28 protein-coding genes are annotated in these 25894 nt (G+C 51.6%); 16 read left to right on the top strand and 12 right to left on the bottom strand.

All coding sequences use genetic code 11. From position 1 onward, the window contains the following. Positions 1–204: 204 nt before the first annotated feature. Complete coding sequence (locus PAGR_RS12990) at positions 205–447, top strand: hypothetical protein (RefSeq protein ID WP_014606058.1); 243 nt, start codon at positions 205–207, stop codon at positions 445–447. Positions 448–607: 160 nt separating this feature from the next. On the opposite strand, the gene PAGR_RS12985 is transcribed toward PAGR_RS12990, so the two are convergent. Further along, complete coding sequence (locus tag PAGR_RS12985) at positions 608–1513, bottom strand: LysR family transcriptional regulator (protein WP_014606057.1); 906 nt, start codon at positions 1511–1513, stop codon at positions 608–610. Between the two features lie 98 nt (positions 1514–1611). Here PAGR_RS12985 and PAGR_RS12980 point away from each other — a divergent pair, with 98 nt between their 5' ends. Genes PAGR_RS12980 through arsH form a run of 4 tightly spaced genes read left to right on the top strand, consistent with a single transcriptional unit; the run spans position 1612 to position 4462 of the window. Beyond that, positions 1612–2139, top strand: a complete 528-nt coding sequence (locus tag PAGR_RS12980; RefSeq protein ID WP_014606056.1) for a GNAT family N-acetyltransferase — start codon at positions 1612–1614, stop codon at positions 2137–2139. Next, a complete protein-coding gene (locus tag PAGR_RS12975) occupies positions 2136–3362 on the top strand; it encodes an MFS transporter (protein ID WP_014606055.1) in 1227 nt (408 codons plus the stop codon). Before PAGR_RS12980 ends, PAGR_RS12975 begins: the two co-directional genes overlap by 4 nt. Positions 3363–3410: 48 nt before the next feature. Next, complete coding sequence (locus tag PAGR_RS12970; RefSeq protein ID WP_014606054.1) at positions 3411–3743, top strand: ArsR/SmtB family transcription factor; 333 nt, start codon at positions 3411–3413, stop codon at positions 3741–3743. A 5-nt stretch (positions 3744–3748) separates the two neighbouring features. Next, a complete protein-coding gene (arsH, locus tag PAGR_RS12965) occupies positions 3749–4462 on the top strand; it encodes an arsenical resistance protein ArsH (protein ID WP_026021047.1) in 714 nt (237 codons plus the stop codon). Positions 4463–4528: 66 nt separating this feature from the next. Here arsH and arsC read toward each other — a convergent pair whose 3' ends face one another. From arsC to PAGR_RS12945, 4 genes are all read right to left on the bottom strand, one after another. Then, entirely contained in the window at positions 4529–4957 is a 429-nt protein-coding gene (gene arsC, locus PAGR_RS12960) for a glutaredoxin-dependent arsenate reductase (protein WP_014606052.1), read from the bottom strand. A gap of 43 nt (positions 4958–5000) precedes the next feature. After that, on the bottom strand, positions 5001–6290 hold the full coding sequence (locus PAGR_RS12955) for an arsenic transporter (RefSeq protein ID WP_014606051.1): 1290 nt from the start codon (positions 6288–6290) through the stop codon (positions 5001–5003). Positions 6291–6380: 90 nt separating this feature from the next. Continuing rightward, positions 6381–6734 carry a metalloregulator ArsR/SmtB family transcription factor gene (locus PAGR_RS12950; RefSeq protein ID WP_014606050.1) on the bottom strand — a complete coding sequence of 118 codons (354 nt, stop codon included), beginning with the start codon at positions 6732–6734 and terminating at the stop codon, positions 6381–6383. 336 nt (positions 6735–7070) lie between these two features. Next, entirely contained in the window at positions 7071–7508 is a 438-nt protein-coding gene (locus PAGR_RS12945; RefSeq protein ID WP_014606049.1) for a VOC family protein, read from the bottom strand. 549 nt (positions 7509–8057) lie between these two features. On the opposite strand from PAGR_RS12945, the gene PAGR_RS12940 reads away from it, so the two are divergent. Continuing rightward, positions 8058–8633, top strand: coding sequence for a YceI family protein (locus PAGR_RS12940; RefSeq protein WP_014606048.1), 576 nt, complete (start codon positions 8058–8060; stop codon positions 8631–8633). A 15-nt stretch (positions 8634–8648) separates the two neighbouring features. Here the strand turns inward: PAGR_RS12940 and PAGR_RS12935 are convergent, their stop codons facing one another. The 4 genes from PAGR_RS12935 to PAGR_RS12920 are packed head-to-tail and all read right to left on the bottom strand — an operon-like array spanning position 8649 to position 11145. Then, entirely contained in the window at positions 8649–9467 is an 819-nt protein-coding gene (locus PAGR_RS12935; RefSeq protein ID WP_014606047.1) for an anti-sigma factor family protein, read from the bottom strand. Beyond that, positions 9464–10021 (bottom strand): sigma-70 family RNA polymerase sigma factor, encoded by a 558-nt coding sequence (locus PAGR_RS12930; protein ID WP_014606046.1) that lies wholly within the window; start codon positions 10019–10021, stop codon positions 9464–9466. The genes PAGR_RS12935 and PAGR_RS12930 overlap by 4 nt, the downstream gene beginning before the upstream one ends. After that, entirely contained in the window at positions 10002–10553 is a 552-nt protein-coding gene (locus PAGR_RS12925) for a tetratricopeptide repeat protein (protein WP_013025488.1), read from the bottom strand. The genes PAGR_RS12930 and PAGR_RS12925 overlap by 20 nt, the downstream gene beginning before the upstream one ends. A 13-nt stretch (positions 10554–10566) precedes the next feature. Then, positions 10567–11145, bottom strand: a complete 579-nt coding sequence (locus PAGR_RS12920; RefSeq protein WP_014606045.1) for a cytochrome b — start codon at positions 11143–11145, stop codon at positions 10567–10569. Positions 11146–11440: 295 nt separating this feature from the next. Here PAGR_RS12920 and PAGR_RS12915 point away from each other — a divergent pair, with 295 nt between their 5' ends. From PAGR_RS12915 to PAGR_RS12875, 9 genes are all read left to right on the top strand, one after another. After that, positions 11441–12409, top strand: coding sequence for a D-2-hydroxyacid dehydrogenase family protein (locus PAGR_RS12915; protein ID WP_014606044.1), 969 nt, complete (start codon positions 11441–11443; stop codon positions 12407–12409). A 574-nt stretch (positions 12410–12983) separates the two neighbouring features. Then, positions 12984–14897 (top strand): BglG family transcription antiterminator, encoded by a 1914-nt coding sequence (locus PAGR_RS12910; protein WP_014606043.1) that lies wholly within the window; start codon positions 12984–12986, stop codon positions 14895–14897. 108 nt (positions 14898–15005) lie between these two features. Further along, positions 15006–15326 carry a PTS lactose/cellobiose transporter subunit IIA gene (locus tag PAGR_RS12905; RefSeq protein ID WP_014606042.1) on the top strand — a complete coding sequence of 107 codons (321 nt, stop codon included), beginning with the start codon at positions 15006–15008 and terminating at the stop codon, positions 15324–15326. Between the two features lie 16 nt (positions 15327–15342). Beyond that, entirely contained in the window at positions 15343–15648 is a 306-nt protein-coding gene (locus PAGR_RS12900) for a PTS sugar transporter subunit IIB (protein WP_014606041.1), read from the top strand. A gap of 53 nt (positions 15649–15701) precedes the next feature. After that, positions 15702–16979 carry a PTS sugar transporter subunit IIC gene (locus tag PAGR_RS12895; RefSeq protein WP_014606040.1) on the top strand — a complete coding sequence of 426 codons (1278 nt, stop codon included), beginning with the start codon at positions 15702–15704 and terminating at the stop codon, positions 16977–16979. 158 nt (positions 16980–17137) lie between these two features. Beyond that, entirely contained in the window at positions 17138–18409 is a 1272-nt protein-coding gene (gene uidC, locus PAGR_RS12890) for a glucuronide uptake porin UidC (protein ID WP_049792154.1), read from the top strand. A 40-nt stretch (positions 18410–18449) separates the two neighbouring features. Then, entirely contained in the window at positions 18450–20210 is a 1761-nt protein-coding gene (gene uidA, locus PAGR_RS12885; RefSeq protein ID WP_014606038.1) for a beta-glucuronidase, read from the top strand. Between the two features lie 493 nt (positions 20211–20703). Next, complete coding sequence (locus tag PAGR_RS12880) at positions 20704–21033, top strand: DHCW motif cupin fold protein (protein WP_013025491.1); 330 nt, start codon at positions 20704–20706, stop codon at positions 21031–21033. Positions 21034–21751: 718 nt separating this feature from the next. Further along, positions 21752–23335, top strand: a complete 1584-nt coding sequence (locus PAGR_RS12875; RefSeq protein WP_014606037.1) for an APC family permease — start codon at positions 21752–21754, stop codon at positions 23333–23335. A 60-nt stretch (positions 23336–23395) separates the two neighbouring features. On the opposite strand, the gene PAGR_RS12870 is transcribed toward PAGR_RS12875, so the two are convergent. The 3 genes from PAGR_RS12870 to PAGR_RS12860 all read right to left on the bottom strand — a co-directional run bounded on the left by PAGR_RS12870 (position 23396) and on the right by PAGR_RS12860 (position 24970). Then, positions 23396–23644, bottom strand: coding sequence for a DUF2543 family protein (locus tag PAGR_RS12870; RefSeq protein WP_013025493.1), 249 nt, complete (start codon positions 23642–23644; stop codon positions 23396–23398). Positions 23645–23952: 308 nt separating this feature from the next. Continuing rightward, a complete protein-coding gene (locus PAGR_RS12865) occupies positions 23953–24429 on the bottom strand; it encodes a bifunctional diaminohydroxyphosphoribosylaminopyrimidine deaminase/5-amino-6-(5-phosphoribosylamino)uracil reductase RibD (protein ID WP_049792153.1) in 477 nt (158 codons plus the stop codon). A gap of 145 nt (positions 24430–24574) precedes the next feature. Further along, complete coding sequence (locus PAGR_RS12860) at positions 24575–24970, bottom strand: VOC family protein (protein WP_014606035.1); 396 nt, start codon at positions 24968–24970, stop codon at positions 24575–24577. 451 nt (positions 24971–25421) lie between these two features. On the opposite strand from PAGR_RS12860, the gene yajD reads away from it, so the two are divergent. Continuing rightward, entirely contained in the window at positions 25422–25769 is a 348-nt protein-coding gene (gene yajD / locus PAGR_RS12855) for an HNH nuclease YajD (RefSeq protein ID WP_013025496.1), read from the top strand. Positions 25770–25894 lie beyond the last annotated feature (125 nt).

Raw genomic sequence — 25894 nt, 5'->3', positions numbered from 1 at the left:
AGAGGATATTTAGATGATATCAGTCCGCTCTGTGCAAGGAGCGGACGTTGGCGTGTTATGACGATTTCAGGATTACTCATAGAATGGCTTTATAGTTGAGATTAACGTGATCGAAATATTATTCCGCTGTATCCTGACCAAATTGTTTTTGATATCACTAACGCAAAATGTTTTGCGTGATTGAAAAGAAGGAGTTCGTATAATATGTCTCAAATTAAATTTGAACTGAGTTTTGGAAGCGAAATATTACGTGATGGCATGTTTCTGGAATTATCTGTCCGCGAGACATCTCCTTTACGGCAAATTGCTGAAGTTTTCTATTCGGATGTTACACACGAATTCTTTTTGATCTGCTACGAAGAGAATATCCCTCTGGAAGCAGTGGAAAAACTGATTTCGGAGGCGAGGATATCTCTCCCGCCAGTGAAGCAAGAACAATCCACATAGCACAGACCACATATCAATGTCCGCTCCTCGCTCTCAGCGGACCTTCAGCTAAGTTAGAACGTCCGCTTTGTGCCAAAAGCGGACATTGGTAGCTGGTAAAAGCTGTAGTGATACTTCGCCGGAGAGAGTAGACCTGTCCGGTTTAGATATCGAAGAATATTTATCTGATTTCTTTTTTTGCAAAACTGCTGTTTAGGTTTTTCAGCACTTCATTGATACCTCTGCTTACAATCCGGTCTTCCCGCATGACTGTCCCGAGAGTCCGGTGAAGAGAGGGCGTCACAGAGTAAAGATCGAGCCCCGATCTTTCCTCAATGCATGCAACGGACATTCTGGGAACAATGCTGTAGCCAAGACCGGCACGGACCATTCTTTTAATAGCTTCGATACTGCCAAGCTCCATGACCGGGCAGGCAATATGTCCCGTCTCCCGGAACCACTGGTCAATCAGGGCGCGTGTCCCGCTTCCCGGTTCAAAGATAATCAGCGGCAGCGGCAGCAAAGCGCCCGGATTCCATATTTTCGCACTCGGCTCTGATGCATCCTTTTCCATGATGACAACAAACTCATCCGGACCCAGCGGGATGATGCTCAGGTTTTTACCTGTAGCTGGCAGAGTCACCAGGCCAATATCTATACGATTTTCCTCCACGCCCCGCACTATATCGGAAGTGTTACCTGTGCGTACGTCCACCTTCAGCAGGGGATGGGCCTGCCGCAGTTGCTGTAGTAAGGGGGGAAGTAAATGAATACAGGCCGTTGCGCCTGTGCCAACAGTAACAGTGCCGGTTATCTCATCAGAATGCTGGCACACCGATTCAACTGCTGTACTTACCACTGCATCAATTTTCATGCTGTGCTCAACGAGAGTCAGCCCGGCTGGCGTGGGCCTTACTCCCCGTCTGGTTCGCTCAATAAGCCGGACCTGAAGCGCCTGCTCCAGTTGTCTTATATGCAGGCTCACTGCCGGCTGCGACAGACCAAGTGCTTCAGCCGCTCCGGAGAAACTGCCCCGGCTGACGACCAGTCTGAAAGTAGCCAGGTGATCGAGGTTCAGGTTTGCCATGCCAAAATTTTCCTTATGCCGCTGATAAGTCCTGCTGCCTGTCTGAAATTATTCATTCCGGTTAGTCTCTGCTTATGACCGCAGAAGGAGCCGTACCGATGGAAATAACCGAAGCAGATGAACGACATATTCCTGCCATCCAGCAGATTTATGCTTATCACGTATTGCATGGCACCGCCACTTTTGAAACTGAACCGCCGGATCCGGCTGAAATGACAGCCCGCCTGAAAAAGGTGCGTGCAGCAGGACTGCCCTGGTTTGTGGCTGTTGAGGACGGCAATGTCCGCGGATACTGCTACCTGTCACTCTACCGGGAACGGTGTGCCTACAGATTCACCCTGGAGAATTCTGTATATATTGCCCCCAACTTTCAGGGCCAGGGGATCGGAAAAAAGTTGTTATTGAGTGCGGTCACATGGGCAGAGGACCGTAGCTTTCGCCAGCTCGTGGCCGTAGTTGGAAACAGCGAAAATAGCGCCTCTCTTGCCCTGCATCGCGCGGCAGGCTTCAGCATTACAGGAACGCTCAGATCTGTGGGCTTCAAGCACGGACGCTGGCTTGATACGGTCATCCTGCAGCGTACGCTCGGGCAGGGCGACGCCACATTTCCGGAGAGCACGGGTTGACTGACGGGCATCTGACAGGCCGCACCATTTTCTGCATTGGCATGACGCAGCTAATCAACTGGGGTATCACATTCTATATGCCGGGGGTCTTCGGGACCGCCATCATGTCGGAGACAGGCTGGTCACCAGTTGTGACATTCTCCGGGCTGACTATTGCCATGCTTGTTATGGGGCTTGTCTCGCCACTTACCGGCCCCCTTATAGCACGTACCGGCGGGCGCACGGTGATGATGGCGGGAACCTTCGTCATAGTCCTCGGTTGTTTTCTGATGGCTTTTACCCATTCAACAACATCGTGGGTTGCCGTCTGGCTCCTGATGGGAGCTGGCATGCGACTTGCCCTGTATGATGCCGCATTTGCGCTGCTTGTAGAAATTGCAGGCGCAGAGGCCCGCCGGGCAATCACCCTGGTCACACTGCTGGGTGGTCTCGCGTCAGTCGCGTTCTGGCCTGCTGGCGCTGCGCTACTGCACTTTACCGACTGGCGGCATGCCATTATCGTTTACGGCTGTGCAGGCATTGTCAGCCTGCTTTTTTTGACCACCGTTCCGGCAGGTTATCGGCGTCAACCTCCCGTTACCGGGCAGCCCGCTCTTCAGGCGATCGGACCAGCAGAAGACCGGAAAGCCTTCATCAGCGGCCTGTGGTACGCCACGTTGATAGCGCTGATAACCTTTGTTTCCACCGGCGTGTCCGCTCATTTTCCTCAGATACTGGCCGCTTATGGTATGCCCGCCGTAGCGGGTATGTTGTGGGGGGTGGGACAGGTGAGCGCCAGACTGCTGGACGTGGCTTCCGGTGCACATACTTCAGCGATCCGTCTGAGCCTGTTTACCGGCATTATTCTGCCATTATGCTTTTTGGTTGGCCTTGCAGGGAATGTTACCCCGGTGGCTACAGCCATCTTTATTCTGAGTTACGGGGCTGTAAACGGACTGAGTACGATCATTAAGGCCGTCCTGCCTCTTGTGCTGTTTGATCCGCAGCAGTATGCCCGTAAAACAGGCTTACTGCTGTCACCCGCTTTTTTGCTCGCGGCGCTCGCGCCGTCAGTTTACGCCATACTGCTGGAGCAATACGGCACACCCGGCACGCTGCTTTTATCTGCCATCCTTACCCTGTTCATCACGGCGATTTCCATAGTGATCTGGCGTCGTCATCCTTCCTCTGCTGGACCGAACCGGGATAAGGGCGAGCCATCCATTCCGGGTAAAAATATTTGACGCTGATTATATTTTTATTATTCTGGAAATATAGTTTAAAGAGGGCGCATGGATTTAAAAACAGCAGCAAATGCGCTTCGGGAGCTGGGGCACCCGACCCGTCTTAGCGTATACCGGGAGCTGGTGAGAGCGGGTCATGACGGCCTGCCAGTCGGTGTTCTGCAGAAGCGCCTCGGTATTCCGCCCTCCACGCTCAGTCATCATATTTCGGCGCTGATGTCCGCGGGCCTGATCAGCCAGGAACGGCAGAGCCGTACCTTGTTTTGCAGACCTTGCTATACGCAGCTTGAACAACTGATGGCCTTTCTTACAGAGGAATGCTGCGCAGGCAGAAGCTGCAGCCTGTCACCCGCGACGACTCATGAAGAGACCTCATTGTGAATAACATGAACGATACCCTGAAAAATGTTGATACTTCACTCCTGGACGTGCCGCTGACGGAAGATAAGCTGAGGGCTGCAGAAGTGGCGCACCCGCCCCGCATTCTGATGCTCTACGGCTCGCTGCGGGAACGATCTTATAGCCGGCTGACGACGGAAGAAGCCGCCCGGCTGCTGACGGCAATGGGTGCAGAGGTCAAAATTTTTAATCCGTCCGGTTTGCCGCTGCCTGATGATGCCCCTGAAACGCATCCCAAAGTTGTGGAACTGCGCGAACTGGTTCTCTGGTCGGAAGGCATGGTATGGTGCTCCCCGGAGCGTCACGGCGCTATGACCGGCATCATGAAGGCGCAGATTGACTGGATACCGCTGACGTCAGGTGCGGTTCGCCCGTCGCAGGGAAAAACCCTGGCCGTCATGCAGGTCAGCGGCGGCTCGCAGTCTTTTAACGCCGTTAACCAGATGCGCATTCTGGGGCGCTGGATGCGTATGATCACTATTCCGAATCAGTCATCTGTGGCAAAAGCCTGGGCCGAATTTGATGAAGATGGTCGCATGAAGCCTTCGCCTTACTACGACCGCATGGTGGACGTAATGGAAGAGCTGATGAAGTTCACTCTGCTGACGCGCGGGCGCAGTGGCTACCTGACCGATCGCTACAGCGAAAGGAAGGAGAGTGCCGCGCAGCTGTCTGAGCGGGTTAATCAGCGCAGCATATGAGAAAAAGCCGGCAGATGCCGGCTTCTTTTTTTGCGACTCCCTTCCTGCCGGCAGCGCACTGAAAAATCAGTGGCTGATACGGTTTCCGTGTTCATCAATGACTTTTTCGCCGTCCTCTTTCGTAAATGCTCCCTGCTGCGCGTCAGGCAGAATGTCCAGAACTGCCTCAGACGGACGACAGAGCCTTGTGCCGAGTGGCGTCACCACCACCGGGCGGTTGATGAGGATGGGGTGAGCCAGCATCGCATTCAGCAGTTCATCATCGCTGAACCGGTCTTCTGCCAGCCCCAGATGCTCATACGGCTCTGTATTGCTGCGCAGCAAGGCGCGTGCGCTGATACCCATACTGGCTATCAGCTTTTTCAGCTCGTCGCGGGATGGTGGCATCTCCAGATACAAAATCACTGTTGGCTCCACGCCACTGTTACGGATAAGCGCCAGAGTATTACGGGACGTTCCGCAGGCCGGATTGTGATAAATAGTGATATCAGTCATAAACGGTACTCCGTTAAGGAGCTGCACAGACGCAGCCCCGGGGTTAAGGTTGAAAAGACAGGCGCAGGGCCAGCGCCGCCAGCGTCACAAAAAGTACCGGCAGGGTCATCACAATGCCCACGCGGAAGTAGTAGCCCCAGCTGATGGTGATGTTTTTCTGAGCCAGCACGTGCAGCCACAGCAGTGTCGCCAGGCTGCCGATGGGTGTGATTTTCGGGCCGAGATCGCAGCCGATGATGTTGGCGTATACCATTGCCTCTTTCACCACACCCTGAGCCGTGCTGCCGTCAATCGAAAGCGCGCCAACCAGCACGGTAGGCATGTTGTTCATTACGGAAGAGAGTGCCGCAGTCAGGAAGCCGGTGCCAAGTGTGGCACCCCAGACGCCGTGCTCAGCAAAACGGTTCAAAGCAGCAGAGAGGTAATCCGTCAGGCCGGCGTTACGCAGGCCATATACCACGAGGTACATGCCCAGCGAGAAAATGACTATCTGCCAGGGCGCGCCTTTCAGCACTTTGCGGGTGTCGATAACCTGTCCTTTTTGGGCAACCAGCCAGAGAACAAACGCCCCTACCGCTGCTACCAGGCTGACCGGTACTCCAAGGGGCTCAAGGCCGAAAAATCCGACCAGTAGCAGAAGTAAAACAAACCATCCGGCCCGAAAGGTGCGCATGTCGCGTATAGCTTCCGCTGGCGCTTTCAGCTTCGCCAGGTCATAGGTTGCCGGGATCTCTTTGCGGAAAAACAGATGCAGCATCACCAGCGTAGCCACCACGGAAGCAATATTCACCGGCACCATGACGGAAGCATACTCACTGAAGCCCAGCTTAAAGAAGTCCGCCGTGACGATGTTGACCAGGTTCGACACGATTAGCGGCAGGCTGGAAGTGTCAGCGATAAAGCCCGCTGCCATTACAAATGCCAGCGTGGCAGCCGGACTGAAGCCCAGCGCCAGGAGCATGGCAATAACGATTGGCGTCAGGATAAGCGCCGCGCCGTCATTGGCGAACAGCGATGCCACTGCAGCGCCCAGCAGAATAATATAGGTGAACAGCAGTCTTCCTCTGCCGCCTCCCCAGCGGGAAACATGGAGTGCTGCCCACTCAAAAAAGCCGGACTCATCTAACAGCAGGCTGATGATGATGACCGCAATAAACGTGGCCGTCGCATTCCAGACAATCTGCCATACGGCAGGAATATCACCGATATGCACCACGCCGGTCATTAGCGCCAGAGCGCCCCCGACAACGGCACTCCAGCCAATACTCAGTCCTTTCGGCTGCCAGATAACCAGTACCAGCGTCAGAACAAAAATCGCACCCGCCAGAAACATATACTCTCCTTTAATACTGCACCTGTCAGGCCTGGCGCAGAGAACTTAAAAATATACATATGGGAAAACACATATGAATAGTTAAAAAATTTAAATGCAGATTGGCTTGCCGTTGGTGGTTACATTGTCCCGCTCAGCCTGCTGGCTGAGCTGCAGGATATCATCCCGCTGGCACAGGTAAGCCTGTTCAATTACAGCTGCCGCCCAGACGGGCATATGAGGTGACAGCCGGTAATGAATCCACTTGCTATCACACCTGTCGATAAGCAGACCGGCGTCCCGGAGTAGTGCAAGATGACGGGAAATTTTTGGCTGAGATTCTCTGAGAGTAGATGTGAGTTCGCAGACGCAAAGTTCTCCCTTTTCCCGCAGCAAGAGCACCAGACTGAGCCGTGTTTCGTCAGAAAGAGTTTTGAAAAGCTGTAAAGGATTAAGCTGAAGCATTACAACTCCTGTTTAACAAACAGTGAGCAGTATCGCTAAGTAGGGGGTATCGAGCAACTATACATTCGGGAAAACATATATATTTTTGGTGGTTTTTTATCTTGCAGGTCAGATATAGAGTACGTCGATAAATAAGCTGTAATCGCTCAAGGTCCGCTTTTCGCTCATAGCGGACCTTAGCTCAATTAGCCTGTCCGCTCTGTGCCAGGAGCGGACGCTGCTTGCATCATGGTAGGTTAGTTTACAGGGAGCAGGTCAGTCCGCTCTGTGCCACCAAGCGCACGTTGCAAACAGCACTGCTCTGATAAGAAGGTAACGGGTCATGACATGTAGACTTCATTGATTGCGTTCCATCAACTCAAGCGTCTGACCATCAGGGCTTTGTAAATATATGACTCTGGTTCCCTGCATGGGGCCTGATGAGACTGTCTGGGGTTTCCCTGGCGTCTTCCAGCCATAGTCCGTTACTTTGCTCAGGAGCGTATCAAGATCCTTAACCATAAACGCCAGGTGCGCGTAGCCTGGGATATAGGGTGCTGAAGGCGCTTCTGGCTGTTCAATGTTATTGTATTGCAGTAATTCAATGTTCATACCAGCCAGTTCAAGCAAAGCCATTCGTACATCCGCTCCCCTTGCGCCTGTGACTTCATCAATAATGGGTCCAGACATGTTCCCTTCGCGTAATAACTTCCCTCCAAGAATATGGGTCCAGACGAATAATGCGTCTTCAATATTTTTGACTGAAAAACCGACGTGATTAGCACTTAAGATCATGACATTACCTGCTGGTTGCAAAAATTGAGCACCTAACTATCTAAAATTGCTTATTTATTTCTTCACGGTAAGTGCGATGGGATTTGTTAAGGAAAAAGCACAACTGAGTGCGGTCTGAATCATGTCGTTATGAGCCATTCACAGCGACAGCCGTACAGGTTACCTGCTCCCTGTTGAACAATACGCGACCAGGTACAAGCCGTTATCTAGTGTAGAAAAACGGCGATTGTCTGCTTGTCACTTATTGCGGACCCGACATGCTCATTTGCTTTGTGCCAGAAGCAGACAGTCTTATTTCAAGGTTGACAGCAGAAAAAACCGTTTTCCAGAACGCTACAAGCAGAATGCCGGTCATCAGGCCGCACCCGCAAAAAATCATCAGCACCCGGCATCCCGAGTCTGTCTTAGCCGCACAAGCTACCCGCTTCCACATCAAAGCGATGAGGCGGGATCCACATCCGTTCAAATGTTATATAACTGTAAGTATTAATCGAATAAAGTGGCTACCTGGCGCGTTAATGCGTTGTCTGTTTACTGGAGAATCCCGTTATGACGCGCGCTGTATCTATTCTGGTTGCTGGGTTGCTGCTGAATCCGTTATCCCACGCGGCTTCACTTTACTACACGATTTCCACACCTGACACCGCGATAGGGCTGTCATGGCACGCATTTGGCGGTATTTCGCATGCGAAATTAACGGGCGTAACCGGCGAGGTTGCGCTGAATCCGGCAAATGAAATGGATAATCGTGTGAAGGTCACTATTCCGGTCACCACGCTTATCGCGTCCAACAACCTGCTGACGTATCAGTTAAAAAGCAGCATGTTTTTTGATGCTCCCCGTTATCCCAATATCGTCTTTACCAGCAGCCGGATCGTGGCGCAGGGCAACGGCAATTTCAGGATTTTTGGCTCATTGTCGGTAAAAGACGTTCAGCGACCGGTCATTCTGGAAGCCACGATGGAAGAGCACGACCGCACGGCGCAACGCGATGAACGGATCGCGCTACATGCCATGACCACGATTTCCCGCTCGGCCTACCATATGGATCGCTTCACCGCGTTGGTGGATGATACGGTGACGATCAAGATTGATATTCAGGCAGAGGCCAGTCATGTGCCTTGAAAGCGCCCCACGCCGTTAAGCGCTAAGGGCGTTTTTCAGGGCGCTGGCGCTGCTTGCCAGTGCTTCGTCCGGGTTGCGGCCAATCAGGACAAACTGATAGCCGCCGTGGTGCCACCAGACCAGGCGCATATCATGGCGCTGTTCGCGCTGAAGCCCGGTTGAGGCAGGCTGGGCGTCCGGCGAAATGCATAGCGCCATCGGGCCATATTCCGCATGGATCCACGCAATTTGCGCGATAGATGTGCTGTCATAGCGCAACATGCGCACCATCTTCAGCTCTGCATCCGGCAGGGAAAGCTGCTGCGTATTGAGATGCAGGCCAATATCCTGCGCGGTGCGGGCCAGGCCATGCTGTAACGCGGCAGGGGAGTTATCCGCATCCAGCAGCGTTTCTGCGCTGTAGAGCGACATGTACTGGGCTTCAAGATCGCGAATCTTCTCGCTCTCACTCAGCCTGGTTTTAGCCGGGCGGGCGAGGTAGCCGAGGCCTGAACCGATCATCAGAAAACTCAGCGAGGCTGCAATCAGCGAACGACGGCTAATGCCCGATGTCGCGGTAGCGACAACATCGGCGGCGGGTGCCTGCGCTGGCGCGTTTAACAACGCGTCGAGCCGGCGCTGCATTTTTGCTTCCGGGGCCTTATCCAGTAAGGGCGCAAAGGCCGTGTCAAAGTCGAGCTGGCTTTTCATCAGTTCATCGATGCGTTCAGCCAGTTCAGCATCGGTTTCCAGCAGTAATTCGAGCCTGCGTGCGTCATCAGGGTTCATTTCGCCATCCAGCCAGGCCACCAGCGCTTCGTCGCTGAAGGGGGGCGCAAAGCGTAGCGTGTTCATGAGCGTTTCTCCTGCGCAGAAGCCTGAGCATCGAACGATTTTGCCAGCGCCGAACGCGCGGTTGCCAGCCGGCTCATAATGGTGCCGATGGGTACGGCCAGCGTCTCTGCGGCTTCCTGATAGGTAAATCCTTCAACATAGACGAGAAAGACGGTATTGCGCTGGGCTTCTGGCAATGCGCTGACGCGCTGCATGATTTTCTGAAAATGCAGGCGTTCATCATCACGTTCCCGCGTGTCAGGCGCCAGCAGTTCCTCACTTTCAACAAAGCCCTGTCCTAACCGCACGCGGCGGGCGCGCAGGTCGGAAATCCAGATAGAGTGAAGGATCGAGAACAGCCAGCGATCTATCCGGGTACCCGGCGTAAACTGCGCGCTCTTTTCGAGCGCGCGTACGCATGTAGACTGCACGAGTTCTTCAGCAACGTCGTGGTTTCGGGACAGCACCAGCCCGTAGCGCCACAGGCGCGTCAGATGGGCAGCAAGCTGCTGGCGAACTTCGCTGGTCGTGATGTGACTGTCCTCATCGTAGGTATCAGGATTCCGGATGACCATTAATGGCGGCCTGCAAATCACGATACTCTTCGCATCCTGTACCGCACAGGCTGGCGATGGTTTTCAACTGCACTTTTGCCAGGTCGGGACGGCCCTTAATCAGCCACGCTTCGCCCAGGTATTCGCGCACTTTCGCATAGCGCGGGTTAAGCGCCAGCGAGCGTTGATAATACCCGATCCCTTCGTCGGTACGCCCGAGTTTTCGGGTGGCATAACCCCGGTAATTCCAGGCTTCTGCGGTGTCGGGCTGTTTCAGACTATCCAGCAGGGTAAGCGCGGCCTGATAGTCGCCTTTCTTCGCCAGATGATAGGCATAGTTTGTCTTGTCTTCGTCACTCAGGCGCGCCGTTTTGTCGGAAACACACTGTTTGGTCTTGCTGTCGTAAACCTGCCCGCGCGGACAGTCCGGAATTTTACTGTTGGTGCTGTCATCGCCTGCGGCCAGTGCCGGGGCGACGTGGATAACGAACAGCAGGGCCGGAACCAGCAGCTTACGGCCTGGGGTACGCAGCAGTGAAGCGGTGTTTTTCATGGTAGTGCTCCAGTTAACGAGAGGGGCGAACGGGCAGCATGCGGCGCAGCACGTTATCGCGGAGAAAATAGTGATGGAACAGGGCGGCCAGAGCATGGAACGCGGCCAGAATAATCAGTGCCCAGGCGACATTGTTGTGTAATTCACCCAGAGCATGTTTGAGCAGAGGATCGACATGCACCCATCCGCTCAGATCGAACAGGCCAAAAAAGCCAAAGGGTTCCTGCTGCGCCCAGCGAAACATAAAGCCCAGCACAATTTGCGTGAACAGCAGCAGATAGAGCGCACCGTGAACGCAGTGAGAAAGGAATTTCGCCGGACGTGAAACGGCGGCAGCGGGCATCGCGTAACGCGGCGAACGTTGGCTCATTAGCCGCCAGACCGGACGGATCACCATGACCAGCGCCAGCACGATCCCGCAGGAAATATGCACTGACTGTAAGCCTTTCCGGAGCGGTGTCCCGCGCTCCAGCCATTCCCAGATGTGCGCACTGGCAAACAAAAAGATGACGCTGGCCGCGGTAATCCAGTGCAGCACCAGGGTCATTCCGTCGTAGCGCTGTCGGGGTTTCTTGGGTTGTGTGTGAATCATGGCTTTCGTTCTCTACTTCAGGTTTATGATGAGTGAACGTGCGTATGCGGATTTTTATTCGACTTTTTATTCGACTTTTTTGCGATGTTTTAGAGCGAGATAAGTGACGGGGAAAGGGCGAGCAATCGCTGAGGTGTGAATGACATCGTCCGGCGCACACTTCGCACTGCCTCGGGCGGCATGGCGCGCATTCTGCACAAGGACATTGACGTAACCGAGAGGCTGTTTTAATGATGTAGGGCGGTTATTCAGCCGACGGCAACAAGCCAACTCCATTCTTAAGGCGCGCGATCCCATGACGATACAGGTTTGTATTCCCGACGATTATCATCAGGCCACGGCAGGCCTCGACTGCCTGCAATGCCATCCCCAATTTACCTGTACCGCTGTTGGGGATATCAGCCTCGATCCTGATGCAGAACAGGCGCTGGCGACGGCTCAGGCCTTGATCCTGATCCGTGAGCGCACCACCATTGACGAGGCCTTTTTACAGCGCACGCCGCAACTAAAGCTCATCAGTCAGACCGGTAAGGTCGCCCGCAATATCGATATTGCGGCCTGCTCACGGGCGGGTGTGGCGATTGTCGAGGGCGTCGGCTCGCCCGTCGCACCGGCTGAACTGACGTGGCTGCTGATTATGGCAGCCCGCAGAAAGTTCGTTCAGGCCGTTAACGCCATGCGCGCCGGTCACTGGCAGGCAGAACTGGGGCAGGGCGTGAGTAACCAGACGCTGGGGATCCTGGGCTACGGTAAAATTGGCAAGCGGATTGCGGCTTATGCAAAGGCATTTGGTATGCGGGTGCAGGTCTGGGGCAGCGATCGCGCCAGGCAGGAAGCGCAGCAGGAGGGAGTGATGGTGCCTGCCAGCCGTGAGGCATTTTTTGCCTCCAGCGACGTGATAACCGTTCATCAGCGCTTAGTGGCAGCAACCGAGGGCAATATCACGCGCGACGATCTGGTGCAGATGAAGCCCGATGCATTGTTCGTCAACACCAGCCGGGCTGAGCTGGTGGCCGCCGATGCGCTGCTGAGTGCGCTGCGCCAGGGCCGCCCGGGTTTTGCCGCTCTGGACGTTTACGAGCAGGAGCCGGTATACGATCCCGCGCATCCGCTGTTATCACTGCCCAACGTGCTCTGCACGCCGCACATTGGCTATGTCGAGAAGGACAGCTACAGCCTGTATTTCGGCACCGCGTTCGAAAACGTGGTGCGCTTTTTCGACGGTGACCGAAGCCATGTAATAAATCTCGAGGCGCAGGAATAAGCTTACCCTGCGCGACTAAGGGTGCCTGTCAGCAAATAGCGGCCAGGATAGTAATGCACGTCGCCAGCGGAGCGGTGGCGTAAAAAAATCCTGGCAGTTTCGTCAACAGGTATCCGTACGTGACTGAAATACGCGACTTTTAATTTGAAATCGCACGCATTCGATATTTAAGCACTATTTTCTTTTAATTGTTTAATAACGGACTTGATTGGGTTGCGGCCGCAGTAAAAATAATGAGATAAAACGGTTAAATATCCTGATTATCACTTCTCCGACAATAACCTCTGTGTCCGTCAAAATTAAAGCATACGCCAAATTCGCGTATTCGGGCTGAATTCTGTCCGGGTGTTTGTCGCCGGGATTCAGGCTGAATTCGCATAATGACAGGCGTGAGAATCAGGCTTCACCGATGCCATGTTTTGCTGCACGCATAGCAAATGTGTGACTCGCATCTAAAAAAAAGGCTTTTAACCCAATTGCTTACCAGATTCAAATGGTGACCACCTGGGTGGAGTTGGCAAATCGGCGATGATAAAATTATCAGGATGCAGATAATTATTATAAAGGGGATGGTATGTACAGTAAATTATCGGTCCTTTTTAATGAAATGCTTGACCAGGATTTTCATACAGCACGCGATTTGGCGGGTCGGCTGAATGTGAGTGAAAAAACGGTGCGGACCCGGTTAAAAGCGTTAAATGACATCCTGACTTCGCGCGGTGCCTCAATACATTCCAAATCCAGCATGGGCTATCAGCTGGTGGTTTATAACCAGGAAGACTTTCAAAGCCTGACAACCTCGCTGGAAAAAGGCAGCAACGCACAGCGGCCGACCAATTCAAATGAAAGAGTGATTTTTATTCTGGCTAATCTGCTGAGCCGCGAGAACTATATTAAATTAGATGACCTGTGTGAAACCTGTTACGTTTCCCGCAATACGATGACTGCGGACCTGAAAAAAGTCGAGGACATCCTTCATCTGCATCAACTCATACTCGACCGTCGGCCTAACTATGGTATTGCAGTTCAGGGAAATGAATTTGATAAACGTACTTGTATAGCCAATAACCTTATCCGGTTTAATCATTTTATGAATGTAGAGGGGGAGAAAGAGCAGGGATTGAAGATAATCGGTAAAATTGTTTTATCCGTGCTGCACCGCTGTGGCTTAAGCATCTCCGAAGTCTCACTGGAAAATCTGGTTTCACATGTTTTTATTGCGGTGTACCGAACAAAGCACGGTCATGCCGTTTCCATCGATCACCAAAGAATAGGCATGTTGGTCAAGCCTGAGGTTATTGAGGCGACAGGGCTGATCGTGCAACAGGTTGAGGAAGCGCTAAGCCTCCCGCTGAATCAAAACGAATTTTCTTATATTGCCCTGCACATGGGCGCCAAGCTCTCTTCCACACCAGGTAAAAAATCCGGCGTCAATATCGTTATCTCGCGCAAGATCGACGAGTTGACCGGGCGAATGCTGGAAATTCTGCTCAAGAGTTTCAACATCGATTTCATGGATAACCTTGAGCTGCGCATGTCGTTAAATCAACATCTGGTTCCGCTGGACATCCGCATGCAGTTCGACATTCCACTCAGTAATCCACTGCTGCATGAAATTAAAAAAGAATATGCCTTTGCCTATACTCTGGCGGCCACAGCCTGTATTGCACTGTCTGAACATTATGCCACCCGGATTCCTGACGATGAAATTGCTTATTTTGCCATCATCTTTGAACTGGCGCGGATGAAAAAAGATAAAAAAATAGAGAAGAAAAATATCATCATCGTATGTGCGTCGGGAAAAGGCACAACGCAGTTATTCATGTATAAATACAGACAGGCGTTTGGAAACTATGTAGAGCACATTTATGAATGTACCGCCTGGGAACTGGGGAGCTTTGACTTTGCCGGCAAGAACATTGATTACATTTTCACAACGGTTCCCGTGAATACAGAGGTGCCAGTGCCCGTCTTCGAAGTCACACAGTTTCTTGAAAGCAAAGATATCGCAACCTGCAGTGAAGTATTTGAAAGCAATAATCATGTTTTTTTATATAAATACTATCGGCCCGAACTTTTTTTGACCAATATCAGCGCATCTACAAAAGAAGAGGTGCTGAGGATATTGTGCCAGCACACGGAAAAAACCTTTCCGCTGCCCGCCGGCTTTTATGATGCGGTGATGAAAAGGGAAGCATTAGGGCAAACCGACTTTGGTAATCTTGTGGCCATTCCGCATCCCTTCCAGGTGATGACGCCAAATAGCTTTGTCGCCATCGGAATATTAGAGCGCCCGGTATGGTGGGGCCACAACGATGTACAGGTGGTATTCCTTGTCTCGATTTCTGCCGATGAAGACAGCGACGTCGGCCATTTTTATCAACTGACAACAAAGTTGCTGTTTGATTCTGCCGCGATACAACAACTGCTTAATAACCCAACCTTTGACGTCATCATGGATCTGCTTAAAGGAAGTGACGCGCTGTAAGCGACAGGCAAAATTTACCATGTTCAATATGGTAAATTTCCCGCTGGAGAGAGAAAAGGGTGAGGATTAAGATGAACGTAAATCATCAGAAAACGGAGCGGTAACGTGATGGAAATTAGTCTTGAGGATATTATCACTGAGTTAGTTGTCAACGGCGGCAGCGCGAAAAGTAAAGCCATGCAGGCCATGAAAGCGGCCAGATTGGGCGATTTTGAAATGGCAGAATTGCGGATAAAAGAAGCCAGTGAATTTTTACAAAAGGCTCACCATTTTCAGACGGAAATGATTCAGGCGGAGGCTCGTGAAGAGAACCCCTGTGCCGTTTCACTTATTATGGTCCACGGTCAGGATCATTTAATCAGTGCGATGACAACACGAGATATCGCCATCGAAATGATTGAAATGTATAAACTCATCCACAATAAATAGCGATAAGGAAATACATATGATCTACATCACATTAGTTTGCGCGGCTGGAATGTCCACCTCTATGTTGATGGCAAAAATGCAGCAAAGTGCCAAACAGCGTCAAATCGACGTGAGCATTATTGCGATGCCTGAAGAAAAATTCAAAACGCATAACGGAAAGACAGACGTACTTCTTCTCGGGCCACAAATATCCTATCTGGAAGATGACCTGCGCGAAAAGTATGAACCTCAGGGCATTAGCGTCGCCGTGGTCGATATGGTGGACTACGGAATGATGAATGGTGAAAAAGTCCTGGCAGACGCGATCGCTTTATTAAAGTAAACCACGAATAAAACATCAGGTGCATAGCCAAATAAATTTGGCAGGGGATCATTATGCCTAAATTTGACCGAAAGACGATAACCAATAAAATTAATCCTGTAGTTAATACCATTCAGAGCAGTAAACTGGTAAACGGCATTACAGGCGGCATGATGAGTGCCATGCCGATAACGATACTGGGTGCATTTGCCGCATTGTTCCTGAATTTACCCGTTCCGGCCTATAGCGCCTTTATTGCCAGTGTAGGGATTGCCACCGCACTGAAAACGATCATTATGTTCACCACCAACTTCCTTGCTGTGATATTCGGGGTCGCGATAGCGGGAAGTTATGCCAGGCAACATGACGAAGATGCGTTATTCTGCGGAATCCTGGCGTTGCTGAATTTCTTCATCGTGACGCCGGTGGCCTTCGCCGAAACCGGCTTGCCCATTATTCCTATGCAATGGTTAGGTGGAACGGGCATATTTACCGCCATTGTGGTCAGCTTGCTTTCAACCCGGGTCTACGTTTTTATTAAACAAAGAGGGTTTACTATTAAGATGCCTGCCAGCGTGCCGCCGGTGGTGTCCAGCAGTTTTAGTAGCCTGATCCCTGGTTTCGTCTCATTAATTTTGTTTGCTGCCGTGTCGGTCATTTTTACGGCCACGCCGTTCAAAAACATGCATCAGTTTATCTATACCTTCCTGCAAATTCCGCTTCAGGGCATGGGAGGAAATATTGTCTCCATCATTCTGCTCTGGACGCTGGCGCAGCTGCTGTGGTTTGTCGGGATCCACGGCACCATGGTCATCTACTCCGTCGTGCTGCCAATTTTTACCGCGATGGATGCAATGCAACTGGCCGCATACTCTGCCGGTGAGTCATTGCCGAACATCACCGGGCGGGCCTTTGTCAGCACCTATACCATGTCGGCCAGTGCGATTGGTCTGACGTTACTCATGCTGTTTTTTGCCCGAAGCCAGCAATATAAAACGCTGGGCAAACTCACTACGGTTCCCGCGCTGTTTGGCATCAGTGAACCCCTGGTGTTTGGCACACCGATGGTATTTAACTTCCGTTTTGCTATTCCCTTTATCTTTATGAACGCCATCAGCCTGGTCATTGCCTATGTAGCAACCTATATCGGTCTTGTGCCTCGCGTTGCCGGGATTACACCCATTACGGGCATGCCCATTATCTTAAGCGGCATTATGGAAGGCAGCTGGAAAATTGCGGTATTACAGGTTGCGCTGGTCGCGGTGCAGATAATTGTCTGGTATCCCTTTTTCAAAAGAGCAGATACAGCGTCTTATATGCTGGAAAAAGAGGGCGCAGGCAAACCGGTTTAATGCGTACGCACATTTTGCCTGATAAATAAGATTCTGAGGGTGGTTGTCTGCTGAGGCTGCCCGGTGTAAACAGAACAGAAAAATAAACGGGAGTAACCTGCCGATATAATTTAATTAATAACATAACCCTACCTCTGCTCTCTAAAAAGAAAATGATTATGAAAACTAAAAAACTCACAATAGCGTTATTACTATTGGCATTCACTTCACCCTTACTCCAGGCCGCAGACATTAACGATGATGAAGATGCGTTACGCATTCGACTGAAAAATGATTTTCGTCGCGCCGATCGACCCAGTGCAGGTAATTACGAAGAAAATATTTATGGCTGGGTTCAGGGCGCCATGATTGATGCAAACTCGCACTATTATTCAGATTTAATTGGTATCGAAGCCGGAGCTTATTATGTTTATAAGCTTGGTGCCAAAGAACAATGGAGTACACGCGGCTATCTTGCCGACCACGACAGCTTTGGCCTGGTGACGGGGGCAGTAAAGTTAAAACCTCAGGATAATATCCACCTTAAAATAGGTCGCTTCGGTACTGATAACGGCTATGGCAGTTTGCCATATCGTATTCCCCTGATTGCCTCTGGATCCACCCGAACCATGCCAACGCTATCGGAAGGCGTGCTGGGCCGTTATCAGCCAGACGACAATATCGATCTGTGGGCGATGTATCGCACACGCGTTTTTCTCTGGCCGGATGCGGCAGTCGGGGTCCGCAATGAAGGGATCTATAACACCGCCACCGGTCGTTACGACACCCGGCGGGCACGTTCATTTCTGGCCGGCAGCTGGCGTGATGAAAACAGCCTTTATGCTCTTGGCGGCGCGTGGCAGGAGGATGTTTCTTCTCAGTATCAGGCCATGATTGAAAAGAAATTTCCCCTTGAAAATAACAACGTAATTAAAGTCGAACTGCTGGCGTTTCATGCGTTGTTAAATGGCGTATCACGTACTCAGAGCTATCACAATAATACTCAGGTTTATTCAGGTCAGGTTACCTACAGCATGCCCAAAATAAGCTTTTTTGGCGCGGTAGGAATTGTCACTCATGCAATGAACGGCATTGGTTCGAATGTTGATACTGATATCGGCTATCCCAACTCCCTGAGTATCGACAGAAATAAAGAAGATATGTTTTCTCTACAGGCCGGCGCACACTATTTCTTTCAGCCAAACCTGAGCGTCATGCTCGCCCCTCTGATTACCCGCGGTTATGAAGATACAAGACGAACCATCCGGATGAAGGGACGGGGCATTCTCGCCGGTGTTTTCTATAACGTACAGGAAGGGCCGCTATCAGGATTGAAAATGTATGTGGCGTCGGATGTCGCTAAAGAAAAAAGGGACGGCAGTTCGCTGGGTAATAACCTCTATTACTGGGATGTCAAAGCCGGAATACAGTACGACTTTATGTTGAAATAACCAATATTTTTTGCGCTTTAACGAACAGAAGGGAGGTCAGATGTTAAAACCTATTGAAACGGCGTCACGTGAAGCTAAATTACTCGATGGTTTATGGACGTTTAAACGTGATGCAGACAGGCGCGGATTGACCGATGAGTGGTGGAAAGGCCGTCTTAACGGTGCCCGCAAAGTGGCGGTTCCCGGAAGCTATAACGATCAGTTCGCCGATGAGGAGGTGCGCTCGCATGTGGGCGATGTCTGGTACCAGACCGAGGTCCGCATTCCCGATCGCTGGCATGAGCAGCGCGTGGTGCTGCGTTTTGACGCTGTCACGCATCGTGGAACGGTATGGCTGGACGACGAACAGATTCTGTTCCACCAGGGCGGTTATACGCCATTCGAATGCGATATTACCGCCCATGTGGCGACGAAACGCGTCGTACGTCTCACGGTGTGTGTAAACAACGAGCTGTCGTGGCACACCATTCCGCCGGGCGTGGTTGCCGAGCAGGACGGGCGGTTGAAGCAGCACTATTTCCACGATTTCTTTAACTATGCGGGCATTCATCGTCACGTCTGGCTTTATACCACGCCGCGCGAGTTTATTAGGGACATTGAGGTACATACGGATTTCACCGACGATCTCCTTTCGGGCGCGGTGCATTACCGCATTGACGCACCGGGTAATGTGACCTGTCAGTTAATCGATCATGAGGGAACGCCGGTTGCGCAAGGTTCGGGACGTGAAGGATGTCTGGCGGTGAGTCGGCCCGTGCTCTGGCAGCCCGGTAAGGCTTACCTGTACCGGTTGATCGTTAATGCCGAAACCGACTGTTATGAACTGCCGGTGGGGATTCGGACTGTCCAGGTGAAGGGCGACCGTTTTCTTATTAATAACCAGCCCTTTTACTTCAAGGGATTTGGCCGACATGAAGATGCCGATCTCCGCGGCAAAGGCTTCGACAATGTGCTGCTGGTGCACGACCATGCATTGATGTCCTGGACAGGAGCCAACTCTTACCGAACCGCGCATTATCCCTATGCAGAAGAGATGCTCGATTGGGCGGATGAGCACGGCATCGTGGTCATTAATGAAACCCCGGCGGTCGGATTTAACGTTTCGCTGCCGATGATTCGCAACATTGCCCGGCCAGAAAAACTGTTTTGCGCCGACGCGCTTAACGAGGTCACGCAGCAGGCGCATCTTGAGGCAATACATGAACTGATTGACCGGGATAAAAATCATCCTTCGGTGGTGATGTGGAGTATCGCGAATGAGCCGGACGCACGTGAACCCGCCAGCCGGAATTATTTTCTACCTTTGGTTGAGGCGACAAAGCAACGGGATCCCAGCCGTCCGGTTTGCTGCGTTAATATTACGAAATCCTCGCTGGATGAAGACCAGATCAGCGATCTGTTTGACGTACTTTGCCTGAACCGATATTACGGCTGGTATGAAAATCCCGCCGATCTGACGGCAGCGGAGAAAACGCTGGAAGCGGAACTTACCGCCTGGCACGATCGCCATCAAAAGCCCATCATCATCACCGAATACGGGACTGATACGCTGTCGGGCCTTCATTCCGTCTATAACGAAATGTGGTCTGAAGAGTACCAGTGCGCGTTCCTTGAGATGTACCATAAGGTCTTTGATCGCTTACCCTTTGTCGTCGGGGAGCACGTGTGGAACTTTGCCGACTTCGCCACCTCGCAGGGCATTATTCGGGTAGGGGGAAATAAAAAGGGCGTATTTACCCGAGACCGTAAACCTAAGGCCTCCGCTTTTCTGCTTAAAAAGCGTTGGACGGCGATGTCTTAAGCGCCGCGCGTAATAATCCGGATGCGCGAGAGTGCATCCGGGCAAGTTACAGGTGAGGGAGGTAACAGGGAAGGTAACGGATGAAAAAGCCTTAGCCGTAACCCACAAGCCTTTTACTTTCGGTTACGGGACGCGGTGGCTGAAACAGACGCGAATGCTGGCTCCTGTGATAAACGGGCGCAGGTTAAAAACGATGGCTTTATCCGACGCATCTTCAGCTGAACATTCTGTGCCTCGACTGTGCGGCGGGGACAGGTATTCGGGTGTGCGACCTGTAATTAAAAAGGGCCGGTGTTTTACCCGGATAAAATTTGACTTCTCTGACCGAATATCACATTGGCCTTTGACGCCGCAGATTAACACCTCCCGATTTTACGTTGCCCGTTGCCTTAAATAACGAAATCACGTCTACTGATCCGGAATAATACATTGGCGTGCCGTTTCTCGCCCACGCACCTAACTGTCAGCGAAGCGCAACAATAAGGCCTGAAAAATGAAAATGGAAAATATCCCTTTCGGGATAACAGACTGGGCACAGATAGAGGCAGAACGGCATCCGGGTGATAGCGGGTTTGCGCTCTGGCGCGTGGCAAAGTTTGGCGATATCAGAGTCAGAATGGTCGACTATTCCCCCGGCTACGTGGCCGATCACTGGTGTATAAAAGGGCATATTCTTCTGTGCCTGAAAGGCGAAATGGTCACAGAGCTGGACGATGGACGCACGTTTGTATTAACGCCGGGCGTGAGTTATCAGGTTGCCGACGATGCCGAAGCCCATCGATCAACCACCAGAGAAGGGGCGACGCTGTTTATTGTGGACTGATGGCAGTATAAAAAAGCGTTTACAGTAACGGATAGCCTCAAGTTGAATATAGGGTGCTTTTCCTGATCCTTGAACTAAAAAGAGCAAGGAGACAGAGGGCACCTTTTTCAGACGATGATTTCTTATTGCCATAATCATTAACAGAGGGCGCAGCAGCATCATTACGCTGAATGTCTGATGACCCTTCTCTTTTTTAACTTTCTTTTTTATTCATAAAACACCAGATGGGAAAACGCATTGAAATATCGGGTGTGAGGTGAAAAAGGCCAACCTCATCCGCATTTTTACGCAGTCTGCTTGACATCTCGATGCTCCTCCATCACTGCAACGCAGGCCCTGACAGCAAAGGGATGACGGGGAAACTCACGTCGCGTTATTTTGCGTGGCGTCATTCAACTGACGAAAGGCGTTGCTAACGACCTGCCCCCTGAATATATGTCACAACTTTTGCACTGGTGACGGAATGTTTCAAATAGCGTCGCTATATATTTTCTGGATCATTGCAGTGCGCGTTGCACCCTGATCTCATGCTTAACATCGCTGCTCACGCCGACGGATATTTTATATTTCTGTTGAAACGGATTCCTGAAACCCTTATCTGGCAGGTTATGTGATCTGGAATGTTTCTTACATAAACGATTACGACAGCAAAATATTGCTGGCACACAATATGCTTTATTCCCACCTACAACATCCAATAATCAGACAGGGGCATAGCATGGCATCTACGGGACTTAAAAAGAAATTAGGGTTGGTCGATCTGTCATTACTTGGCATCGGCTCAATGATCGGTTCGGGCTGGTTATATGCCGCCCTTAACAGTTCCGGCTATGCGGGCAGCCATACCGGCTGGGCATGGGTACTGGGTGCCGTGATCGTTCTGATGATTGGCCTGGTTTACGCCGAGCTGTCCTCAGCGCTACCGCGCGCCGGCGGTTTTGTTCGCTATCCCAATTATTCGCACGGCAACATCGTTGGTTTCGTGATTGGTGTCAGCTCGCTGCTGGCCTATACCAGCACCGCAGGGGTGGAAGTTGAGGCCGTTCGTCAGTATGCGATCTACTGGTGGCCCGCACTGGGGCATGAGGACGGCAGCCCAACGGGGTTAGGGTTTGGCGTGCAGATTGGGCTGCTGGTGGTGTTTTTTCTGCTCAACTACTGGAGCGTCAGCTTCTTTGGGCGGGTGAACACGATTGTCACCACCTTCAAATTTATCGTGCCGTTGCTGACCATCGTGACACTTCTGCTTTACTTCCATGCGCCGAACCTTGATGTTCCACCTTCACCGCCGGGTGGGGCTCATGGCGTTTTCAGCTCACTGACGGGGGCAGGGATCGTCTTTGCCTATCTTGGCTTTCGTCAGGCGGTTGATTTTGCCAGTGAAGCTAAAAATCCACAGCGCAACGTGCCGCTGGCAATCGGTATTGCCATTGCTGTCAGCTTCGTGATTTACCTGGCCCTGCAGTATGCGTTCATGGGGGCGATACCGACCGATTTGCTGTCACAACATGGCTGGGCAGGGCTGAAGCAGATATTCCAGTCTCCCTATGCCGACCTGGCGCGCAGCCTGGGGCTGACCTGGTTGATTAACCTGATTCTTATCGACGCGGTGATTTCCCCGGCCGGGACCGGCAACATCTACCTGGCCGGCGCCGCGCGCGTGCTGTTTGCCTGGGCGCGTAATGGCCATCTGTTTAAAGTGTTTGGCAAAGTGGATGCAAAATCTGGCGTACCGCGCGGTGCATTGTGGCTGTCGCTGTTGCTGGCCATCGCCTGGACATTGCCTTCCGAGTTTCAGGTCTGGGGCGGTTTAATCGGCGCGGTGACGTCGGCAACCGTTTTTACTTACATGCCCGGCCCGATAACCCTGGGCGCTTTTCGTCAACACCTGCCCGATATGCAGCGTCCGTTTCTTCTGCCCGTTGCGGCGGTTCTCAGCCCGCTGGCGTTTGTTGCCAGTACGCTGTTGATTTACTGGAGCGGCTGGTCTGTTAATGAGATCCTGATTCCGATTCTGATTGTTGCCTGGGTCGCTTACGCGATCTTTGGCAAAAAGAGCAACCAGTTCAGTCAGGATTTGCAGTGCGCCTGGTGGCTGCTGGCTTATTACATCGCGGTCATGGTGGTTTCTATGCTGGGTACCTACGGCGGAAGCGGTATGATTGACGCACCACTCGATATGATCCTCATTATTGTCGCGTCTCTGGCCTGCTACTTTTGGGGCGTTAAAGCGAGCTTTTCTCAACCCAACATTACCGATGAGGAAGCGGAATCCGCATCCTATAGTCAACACGCGGTATAGTGTTTATCGCCTGCACCTGTGCTCCGGTACAGGTGCTTTAGCGGGCAGCGTTTACCGGGTTTAGTCTTCGTTGCCCCACTGATTCAGGAAGGTGGCGATCTCATCAATGCGTTGTTCATTAATGCCCGCTTCAACGGCCATCTCTTTCTGCGCTTCTTCACTGATTTCTTCGTTATTCATTAAACGGCCAATCAGCAACTGGAAATAGTGTGCCAGGGCGTCACGCTCGGATTCGCTTACCGGCGTTTCCGTTTCTGACGAATACTCATCGGCAATGTCATAGTATTTCAGTGAGACTTCGTTGTTCATATCTTGCCCTCAGGGTTAGCACCTGTGTCTTTTGTGACTGAATAGAATGGGTTAATCATAACATTCATCTCGCGATTTTTCTGCCAGTCAGCGGCGGGGGGCGGGAAAATTAACAAGCGTGCGGGCATCCGCTTATTTGCCCGTTCATGCACTAACCAGAATAGCTGCGCGTGCCCACAGAACAGATTATTGCTACGGACGAAGCCGGGCCGTTCTGGCCGGGCGGTAAGTGCCATCACGACGAAAATGTCGGGATGATGATGGGATAACGTCCCGCTGATATCCCAATGCGTCGCTAAAAGTGATGTTTATGACGAAGAGGTGTCCAGATAGGGGAAAAGAAATTTCTCGACCGCCTGCTTTCCGATGCCTGATGTAAAGCTGATGCCTGCCTTTTTTAAAATAGTGCGTCCCGCGCCCCTGTTTTTAGGGTGCGGATCGTCCATGGCAATATAAATATGTTTTGGCTTTAGCTCTGCAATTGTCAAAGCACACGAAGGCGTTCTGCCCTGAAAAGAGCAGGGCTCAAGCGTGACATATATTTCACATTCGCTAATGGGGAAGGTAAGTTTTGCGATCGCGTCGATCTCGGCATGGTGTTGGCCTGGCGGTTGTGTAAACCCCTTAGCAACGACCTCGCCGTCATGAACGATCACGCATCCGACAGGGGGATTGGGTCTGCATTCAGGTAATGCCTGGCGGGAGTACTCCAGCGCCAACATCATAAATTTTAGCTTTTCTTCCATAATGCCTTTATCTGCCGAAGCTCTGGGATCGGTAGACATCCATATTTATGGCCCCTGTCATCGATGTCCAGCGATTAAGGAAACTGAACCACCGCATTGAGTATGGGTAATCGCGTCATAAGGGCAGATGGCAGCCCTTATCTGTGAACCTCTGTTTCCTGTTTTACAGGCCCGTCGTTTTGGTTTACCTGTTCTGGTAAAGATCCCAACGGTTACCATAGAGGTCTTCAAATACCACAACCAGCCCATACTCTTCCTCTCGGGGTTCCTCACAAAACGTCACACCTTTCGCTTTCATGGCTTGGTAGTCGTGCCAGAAATCATTGCTCTGCAGGAACAGGAACACTCTGCCGCCGCATTGATTACCAATAAAGCTTGCCTGACGGTCATTTGAGGCGCGTGCCAGGAGGAGATGACAATCGCTTTCCGGATTCGGCGTGACGACCACCCAACGTTTACCCGGCTGCGGTGTGTCCTCAACAAGAATAAAGCCCAGCTTGTCAGTGTAATACTCAATGGCCCGATCGTAGTCATCAACCACAATGGCGATATAACCCATGCAACGTTTCTGCGTTCTCATTTCTGCTCCATAAATTCAAAGGGAAAACGGCTTTAGAGAAGGCCTGAAATCATGAACGAATTTTTTATTCTGTCTGGGACGCTCCAAAGCTGGAAGGCTGACGTTAAGCGAAATGCTTACAATGCATGTCTGTGCAGAATAACATGCACGTTTTGTGTCGGAACAGGTGAAATCATTCAGGGCAGGCCTGGCATTTTAACAGGCCGATAAGGAGGCCTGGTTACCGGCTTCTGGTTCTATCCCTTTATCCAGCACACATAACCTTATCGCACCCTGGCATTGCTCAACAGACAGGAAATGTGCTTCTGGCTTTAGCGCTGAACGGAACAGGTAGGCGGCGGGAAAAACGGGCAAAAAACGGACCCAGCATACAACTTGAAGTCATCCGATAAGCAGGTTAGCCTGCTGCAATCACAAGTGAAAAACTCTCATCATACAGGTAACGTCGGTCATGGCTCTGATCCCCAAAAACTACTCGCGGCTGGAAAGTGGCTATCGTGAAAAAGCATTAAAAATCTATCCGTGGGTTTGTGGGCGATGCTCGCGGGAGTTTGTTTATTCAAACCTGCGGGAATTAACGGTTCACCACATCGATCACGACCACACCAATAATCCGCCAGACGGCAGTAACTGGGAGCTGCTGTGCCTGTACTGCCATGATCACGAACACTCAAAGTATACGGAAGCCGATCAGTACGGCACCTCCGTTGTGGCTGGCGAGGATGCGCAGGATGATGTGGGGGCCGCCACCTACAATCCCTTTGCCGATCTAAAGTCGATGCTCACCAAAAAGAAATAACCGCTGGCCATCCTGTTGCGTCTTGTCTTTCTGCATGACCATGGCAGGTGCTGACATCTGGCAGCGTTTGGAACAGGGCAGGAGAGAGGCGGCCTGCCGAATGTTTGCCGCGTTCTGTCAGCCCG

The organism is Pantoea ananatis PA13, from assembly GCF_000233595.1.
Classification (GTDB): Bacteria; Pseudomonadota; Gammaproteobacteria; order Enterobacterales; family Enterobacteriaceae; genus Pantoea; species Pantoea ananatis.
The sequence above is the reverse complement of the archived record's forward strand: the minus strand, read 5'-3'. Positions and strand labels throughout refer to the sequence as shown.